General features: G+C 71.4%; 5 protein-coding genes. 4 read left to right on the top strand and 1 reads right to left on the bottom strand.

The annotated features are described in order from the left end of the window. Positions 1-251: 251 nt before the first annotated feature. Positions 252-1,430, bottom strand: a complete 1,179-nt coding sequence (gene nhaA, locus BIV03_RS03840) for a Na+/H+ antiporter NhaA (RefSeq protein ID WP_071294719.1) — start codon at positions 1,428-1,430, stop codon at positions 252-254. Between the two features lie 121 nt (positions 1,431-1,551). On the opposite strand from nhaA, the gene BIV03_RS03835 reads away from it, so the two are divergent. From BIV03_RS03835 to BIV03_RS03820, 4 genes are all read left to right on the top strand, one after another. Next, on the top strand, positions 1,552-2,334 hold the full coding sequence (locus tag BIV03_RS03835) for a MazG family protein (protein ID WP_071294718.1): 783 nt from the start codon (positions 1,552-1,554) through the stop codon (positions 2,332-2,334). Between the two features lie 330 nt (positions 2,335-2,664). Beyond that, entirely contained in the window at positions 2,665-3,909 is a 1,245-nt protein-coding gene (gene hisS, locus BIV03_RS03830) for a histidine--tRNA ligase (protein ID WP_071294717.1), read from the top strand. 98 nt (positions 3,910-4,007) lie between these two features. Next, positions 4,008-5,291, top strand: coding sequence for a phosphopyruvate hydratase (gene eno, locus BIV03_RS03825; RefSeq protein WP_071294716.1), 1,284 nt, complete (start codon positions 4,008-4,010; stop codon positions 5,289-5,291). Positions 5,292-5,590: 299 nt separating this feature from the next. Continuing rightward, positions 5,591-6,124: a septum formation initiator family protein gene (locus BIV03_RS03820; RefSeq protein ID WP_070416773.1), complete on the top strand. Its 534-nt coding sequence runs from the start codon at positions 5,591-5,593 to the stop codon at positions 6,122-6,124. Positions 6,125-6,145 lie beyond the last annotated feature (21 nt).

The following is a 6,145-nucleotide window of genomic DNA, read 5'->3' as shown; positions in this document are numbered from 1 at the left end:
CGGACGGGAGGCGCGGTGCCAGCTGGCGCCGCGCCTCCCGTCCGTCGGTGGTCGCGTCGTGGGCGCGTGCGTGCCGGCGTGCGGCGGCGCTTGCGTCCGCGCGCATCATCCGACGTTCCGCCGGTCGATCGACGCGTGCAATGTCGGAACGTGCGCGCGCATCTCTTGCGCGTGCATCGTCCGACGTTCCGCCGGTCGATCGACGCGTGCGATGTCGGAACAGGCGCGCGCACGGACCCCGCGCGACCCCGCTACTCGGTCGCCTCGGCCTCGGAGAGCTCCCGCCGCGCCCGGTACCGACGCGCCCGCAGGCTGACCACGACGGCGGAGGCCACGATCGCGATGCCCGAGCCGACGAGGACGGCGAGCACACCCTCGTCGAGGATCTCCTCGTTGCGGGCGAAGGCGAGCTCGTTCATGAGCAGCGAGACCGTGAACCCGATCCCGCCGAGCACGCCCACCGTGACGATCGACCAGAACGACAGCGTCGAGCGGCCGGGCGCCCGGAAGATCCGGGTTGCGACAGCCCCGAACAGCGTGATGCCGATCACCTTGCCGACCGGCAGCGCGAGCACCACCGCCCAGAAGGTCGGCGAGAGCTCCCCGATGCCGACGGCGGGCACCACCACCGCGGCCGACGCGAAGGCGAACACCGGCAGGACGATCGCGTTCGACCACGGCTCCACGTTGCCGTGCAGCGTGTGCCCGGGGCGGCGCGGCAGGACGAGCCCGAGTGCCACGCCCGCGATCGTCGCGTGCACGCCCGAGTGGTACACGAGCCACCACGTCAGGACACCGAGCACGACCATGCCCGCGATGACCCAGGTCTGGCCGGGACGCCCGGGGCGCAGGGCCTTGCCGAGCAGCCAGAAGAGCGCGAGCACGACGACGGCGCCGGCGAGCGCGAGGAAGTCGGTGTCGTGCGCGAACACGACGGCGATGATGATGATCGCGATGAGGTCGTCGAGCACCGCCAGGGCCAGCAGGAACACCCGGAGCGTCGAGGGCAGCCCACGACCGAACATCGCCAGGACGCCGAGTGCGAAGGCGATGTCCGTCGCGGTCGGGATCGGCCACCCGTGCCCGTACGGCGTCCCCGCGGTCACGACGAGGTAGATGCCGGCCGGGACGAGCACGCCGCCGACCGCCGCGATCGCGGGGATGACCGCCGTCTTCGGGTTCGACAGCTCACCGGCGACGAGCTCGTGCTTCAGCTCGATCGCCACGAGCAGGAAGAACACCGCGAGCAGCCCGTCACTGATCCAGTGCGACACCGAGAGGTCGAGTCCGACCGCACCCCACGGGGCCTGCACGTGCAGGAGGTGCTCGAGGCCGGGGCCGAGCGGCGAGTTCGCCACGACGAGCCCGAGGACCGCCGCGGTGAGGAGTGCGATGGCGCTGAAACGGGGGGAACGGACGATTGCCGGCATGGAACTCCGTCGGAGAAGGGTCGGGTGGGAGATCGTCGACCAGACTTCCCGACACGCCACGTACAGCATACCGGCCGACCCTCCGCGGCGTCCACGGTGTGCTGCGTGGCACGATGAGCGCATGACCGCCGTCTCGGACCTCGTCACCGTCGTCGACCGCCTGCTCGACCCCGCCGGAGGGTGCGTCTGGAACCGCGCCCAGACCCATGCCTCGCTGGCGCGGTACGCGGTCGAGGAGTCGTACGAGCTGGTCGACGCGATCGACTCCGGGGACGACGACGAACTCCGCGAGGAGCTCGGCGACGTGCTCTACCAGGTGGTCCTCCACGCGGGACTCGCGGAGTCGTTCGACCTCGAGGACGTGGCCGCCGGCGCCCGGGACAAGATGGTGCGCCGGCACCCGCACGTGTTCGGGGACGAGCGGGCGGACACCGTGGAGGACGTCGTGCGCGTCTGGCGGGCGGCCAAGGCTGCGGAGAAGTCCTCGCGGCGGAGCGTCTTCGACGGGGTCCCTCGGGCGATGCCGCCGATGGAGCGGGCCGTGAAGCTGCTGGAACGCCTGGAGGAACGGGGGGACTCCGACGCGGTCGTCGCCTCCGTCGTCGCGGCGGCGGGCGCGGGGGCGCGGTCGGGAGGCGCGGGTGGCGTCCCGGACGCCGGTGCTGCGGGTGCGGGGGCGCGATCGAGGGCCGGGGGTGCGGTTCCGGACGCGGGTGCGGTTCCGGACACGGGTCCTGGTCGGGAGGTGCGGGTGGAAGGCGCCGGTGGTGCCGTCGTGGATGCCGGGTGGGGGACCGCCGTGCTCGCGATGATCGCGGAGGCGCGTGGCACCGGGATCGACCCGATCGCCAGTCTGCGTGCCGCGGTCGCGGAGCTGGAGGCGGCCGGCCGCGTCGGAGAGTGAGGCGACCTGCCGCGCCCGAGCGGTGCGGGTGCGGATGCTCGGTGCGGGTGCGGGTGCGGGGTGCGGGGTGCGGGGGGCGCGGGCGAGGGGAGTGCGGGCGTCCTCCCAACCCGAAAAAAGGAGGACGCCCGCGAGTGGGCCGACGGCACCACCAGGGATGCGGTGCCGATGGAGCAGCCCACTCGAACCGCGGGGCACACTGCAGCACGTTGCCCACGCGATCGGTTCGTCGGATGGATCAGGCACCCGTCGAACCGAGGTTCTGGATGAAGAATATCAGCCGGTCGGAACGTGTGCAAGCCGGGAAGGTCGATCTGCCAGAATCGATCCATGGCTCCGACCGTGACGGCTCCCCGTGGCATGCGTGACTTCCTCCCGGCAGACAAGGCCCGGCGCGAGCACGTCCTGGGCGTGATCCGCGACGTGTACGCGCGCCACGGGTTCGACGAGATCGAGACCCCGGTCGTCGAGGACGCCGCCCGCCTGCACTCGGGCCTCGGCGGCGACAACGAGAAGCTCGCGTTCGCGGTCATGAAGCGCGGGCTCTCCACCGAGGACCTGCAGCACGCCGGTGCGCCGCTCGACCTCGCCGACCTCGGGCTGCGGTTCGACCTCACCGTGCCCCTCGCGCGCTTCTACGCCACGCACCGGGCCGAGTTGCCGTCGGTGTTCCGGTCGGTGCAGATCGCCCCGGTCTGGCGTGCCGAACGCCCGCAGAAGGGGCGCTACCGGCAGTTCGTGCAGTGCGACATCGACATCCTCGGTGAGCCCGGGCAGCTCGCCGAGATCGAACTCATCCGGGCGACGACCGCTGCCCTCGACGCGCTCGGGATCCAGGGCACCACGATCCGGATCAACGACCGCCGGATCCTCCTCGCGCTCCTCGGGTCGTGGGGGATCACCGACCCGACCGCCGCCGACCGTGCGCTCATCACGATCGACAAGCTCGACAAGATCGGGCCGGACGGCGTGGCGGCAGAGCTCCGCGAGACCGTCGGCGTCGAGCTCCCCGGGCTCGAGGACACGATCCGCACGCTCGAGACCGCCGACTGGGACGCCGTCGGGGGAGCCACGTGGCTCGACACCGACGCGTTCGAGGACCTGCAGCGGCTCCGTTCGGCGCTCCCGGGCGTCGACCTGCGCTTCGACCCGACGCTCGTCCGTGGCATGGGCTACTACACGGGCACGATCTTCGAGGTCGCGCACCCCGACTTCGGCTACAGCCTCGGCGGTGGTGGGCGCTACGACGGCATGATCGGCCGGTTCCTCGGTCAGGACGTGCCCGCGGTCGGGTTCTCCCTCGGGTTCGAGCGGCTCGTCGACCTCGTCACGCTCCCCGAGTCCGCCGAGTCCGACGCCGTCGTGCTCGTGTACGACAAGGACGTCGACCCGGTCCGGCTCGCGGCGCTCAAGGCCGAAGCGCTCGAGGGGCACCGTCGTGTCCGGCTCGAGCGACGCACGAAGAACATGAAGAACCTGCTCGCGGGACTCGTCGCGCAGGGCTTCGACGCGTTCGCCTCCGTGGGTGCCGACACGCAGTCGCTCGAGGGTGTGGAGTTCCGCCCGCTGGCGTGAGTTCTCCACAGTCGCCCGTCATGCACGCCTCGTGTTCACCCGCGCCTCGCTAGGATCGACTCCGCAATCACCACAACCGAACGTGTAGGGAGTACCCCGTGGCCCAGATCGACGCCGTAGGCGCACGCGAAGTCCTCGATTCCCGAGGCAACCCGACGGTCGAGGTCGAGGTCCTGCTCGATGACGGGGTCGTCTCGCGCGCACTCGTCCCGTCCGGCGCCTCCACCGGTGCGTTCGAGGCGTACGAGCTCCGTGACGGAGACGCTTCCCGCTACGGCGGCAAGGGCGTCCTCAAGGCCGTCGACGCGGTCCTCGACGAGATCGGTCCGGCGCTCGAGGGCTTCGACGCCACCGACCAGCGCCTCGTCGACGCCGCACTCATCGAGCTCGACGGCACCGAGAACAAGTCGCGCCTCGGTGCGAACGCGATCCTCGGCGCCTCGCTCGCCGTCGCACGCGCGGCCGCCGACTCGGCCGACCTGCCGCTGTTCCGCTACCTCGGCGGCCCGAACGCGCACACGCTGCCCGTCCCGCTCATGAACGTCGTCAACGGTGGCGCGCACGCCGACACCAACGTCGACATCCAGGAGTTCTTCCTCGTGCCCTACGGCGCCGAGTCCTTCTCCGAGGCGCTCCGCTGGGGCGTCGAGACGTACCACGCGCTCAAGGGCGAGCTGAAGAAGCAGGGCCTCGCGACCGGCCTGGGCGACGAGGGCGGCTTCGCCCCGGAGCTCGCGTCCAACCGCGCCGCGCTGGACTTCCTGCTCGCCGCGATCGAGAAGGCCGGCTTCACGCCGGGCAAGGACATCGCGCTCGGTCTCGACGTCGCCTCCACCGAGTTCTTCCACGACGGCAAGTACGCGTTCGAGGGCAAGCAGCTCTCCGGCGAGGAGTTCACGGCCTACTTCGCCGAGCTCGTCCGCGACTACCCGCTCGCCACGATCGAGGACCCGCTGGCCGAGGACGACTGGGCCGGCTGGTCGCACCTGACCGCCGAGCTCGGCGACAAGGTGCAGATCGTCGGTGACGACCTGTTCGTCACGAACCCGACGCGCCTGCAGCGGGGCATCGACGAGAAGGCCGCGAACTCGATCCTCGTCAAGGTGAACCAGATCGGCACCCTGACCGAGACCCTCGACGCCGTCTCCCTCGCGCAGCGCCACGGCATGACGGCGATCCTGTCGCACCGCTCCGGCGAGACCGAGGACACCACGATCGCGGACATCGCGGTCGCGGTCGACGGTGGCCAGATCAAGACCGGCGCCCCGGCCCGCTCGGACCGTGTCGCGAAGTACAACCAGCTGCTCCGCATCGAGGAGGAGCTCGGCGACGCCGCGGTCTACGCGGGCCGCTCGGCCTTCCCGCGCTCGGCTTCCCTGTAACCAGCGCCTCCGCGAGACGCCGTCCTCCCTCGGGAGGGCGGCGTCTCGTCGTTCGGGCGCCGAGGTCGCACGGCATGCCGCGCGCCGACCGTCGAGGTCGCACGAACTGCCGCCTCAGCCGGACGCGGGCGACCGATCGTGCGACCTCAGCGGACCGCCCGCGGCGTGTTGCGCGACCGCGTGCCGGGCTCTGGCAGCGTTCCGGGGGTGCGCCGCGCCTCCTGGATCGCCCGCTGAGAGGGCGCCGAACGGCCGCGTGCCGACCGCCAGCAGGGCCGCCGGCGGGTTATCGTCGGACCGTGCCCAGCCAGAAGCCCCGTGTCCGCCGCGTCCCCGTGGCGCTGCCCGAGGGCGGCTCGTCCGAGCAGCCGTGGTACCGCTCGATCCGGTTCTCCGGGTTCAGCCTGCTCATGCTGGCCATCATCGTGCTGTTCGTCGTCGTGCTCGCACCGTCACTCCGGACGCTGATCCAGCAGCAGGAGCAGATCGCCCAGCAGCAGCGCGAGGTCGCGAGCCAGAAGGCCGACGTCGCCCAGAAGAAGAAGGACGTCGCGCGCTGGGACGACCCCGCGTACATCGAGGCGCAGGCCCGGGACCGACTGCTCTACGTGTACCCGGGCGAGGAAAGTTACCTCGTGATGGGCAGCGAGAACCGCAAGGCCGAGTCGACGCCGACGACCGATTCCGGCACGCCCGTGAGCTCGACCGTGCAGACGCCGAAGGTCGACTGGGTGCAGGCGATGCTGTCGTCGGTGCTGACCTCAGGGCTCACCGACGAGACCACGCAGCAGCTCGTCGCACCGGACGTCTCCGGCACCGGCGACACGAAGTAGGACGACGCGCGGGACTCCGGT

It is taken from the genome of Curtobacterium sp. MCBA15_016 (genome assembly GCF_001865105.1).
Taxonomy (GTDB): domain Bacteria; phylum Actinomycetota; class Actinomycetes; order Actinomycetales; family Microbacteriaceae; genus Curtobacterium.
This window is presented reverse-complemented; position numbering and strand designations above follow the sequence as displayed.

Coding starts and splice junctions, on each gene's coding strand:
- hisS (WP_071294717.1), top strand. CDS start 2,665: ATGGCTCCGACCGTGACGGCTCCCCGTGGCATGCGTGACTTCCTCCCG.
- nhaA (WP_071294719.1), bottom strand. CDS start 1,430: ATGCCGGCAATCGTCCGTTCCCCCCGTTTCAGCGCCATCGCACTCCTC.
- BIV03_RS03835 (WP_071294718.1), top strand. CDS start 1,552: ATGACCGCCGTCTCGGACCTCGTCACCGTCGTCGACCGCCTGCTCGAC.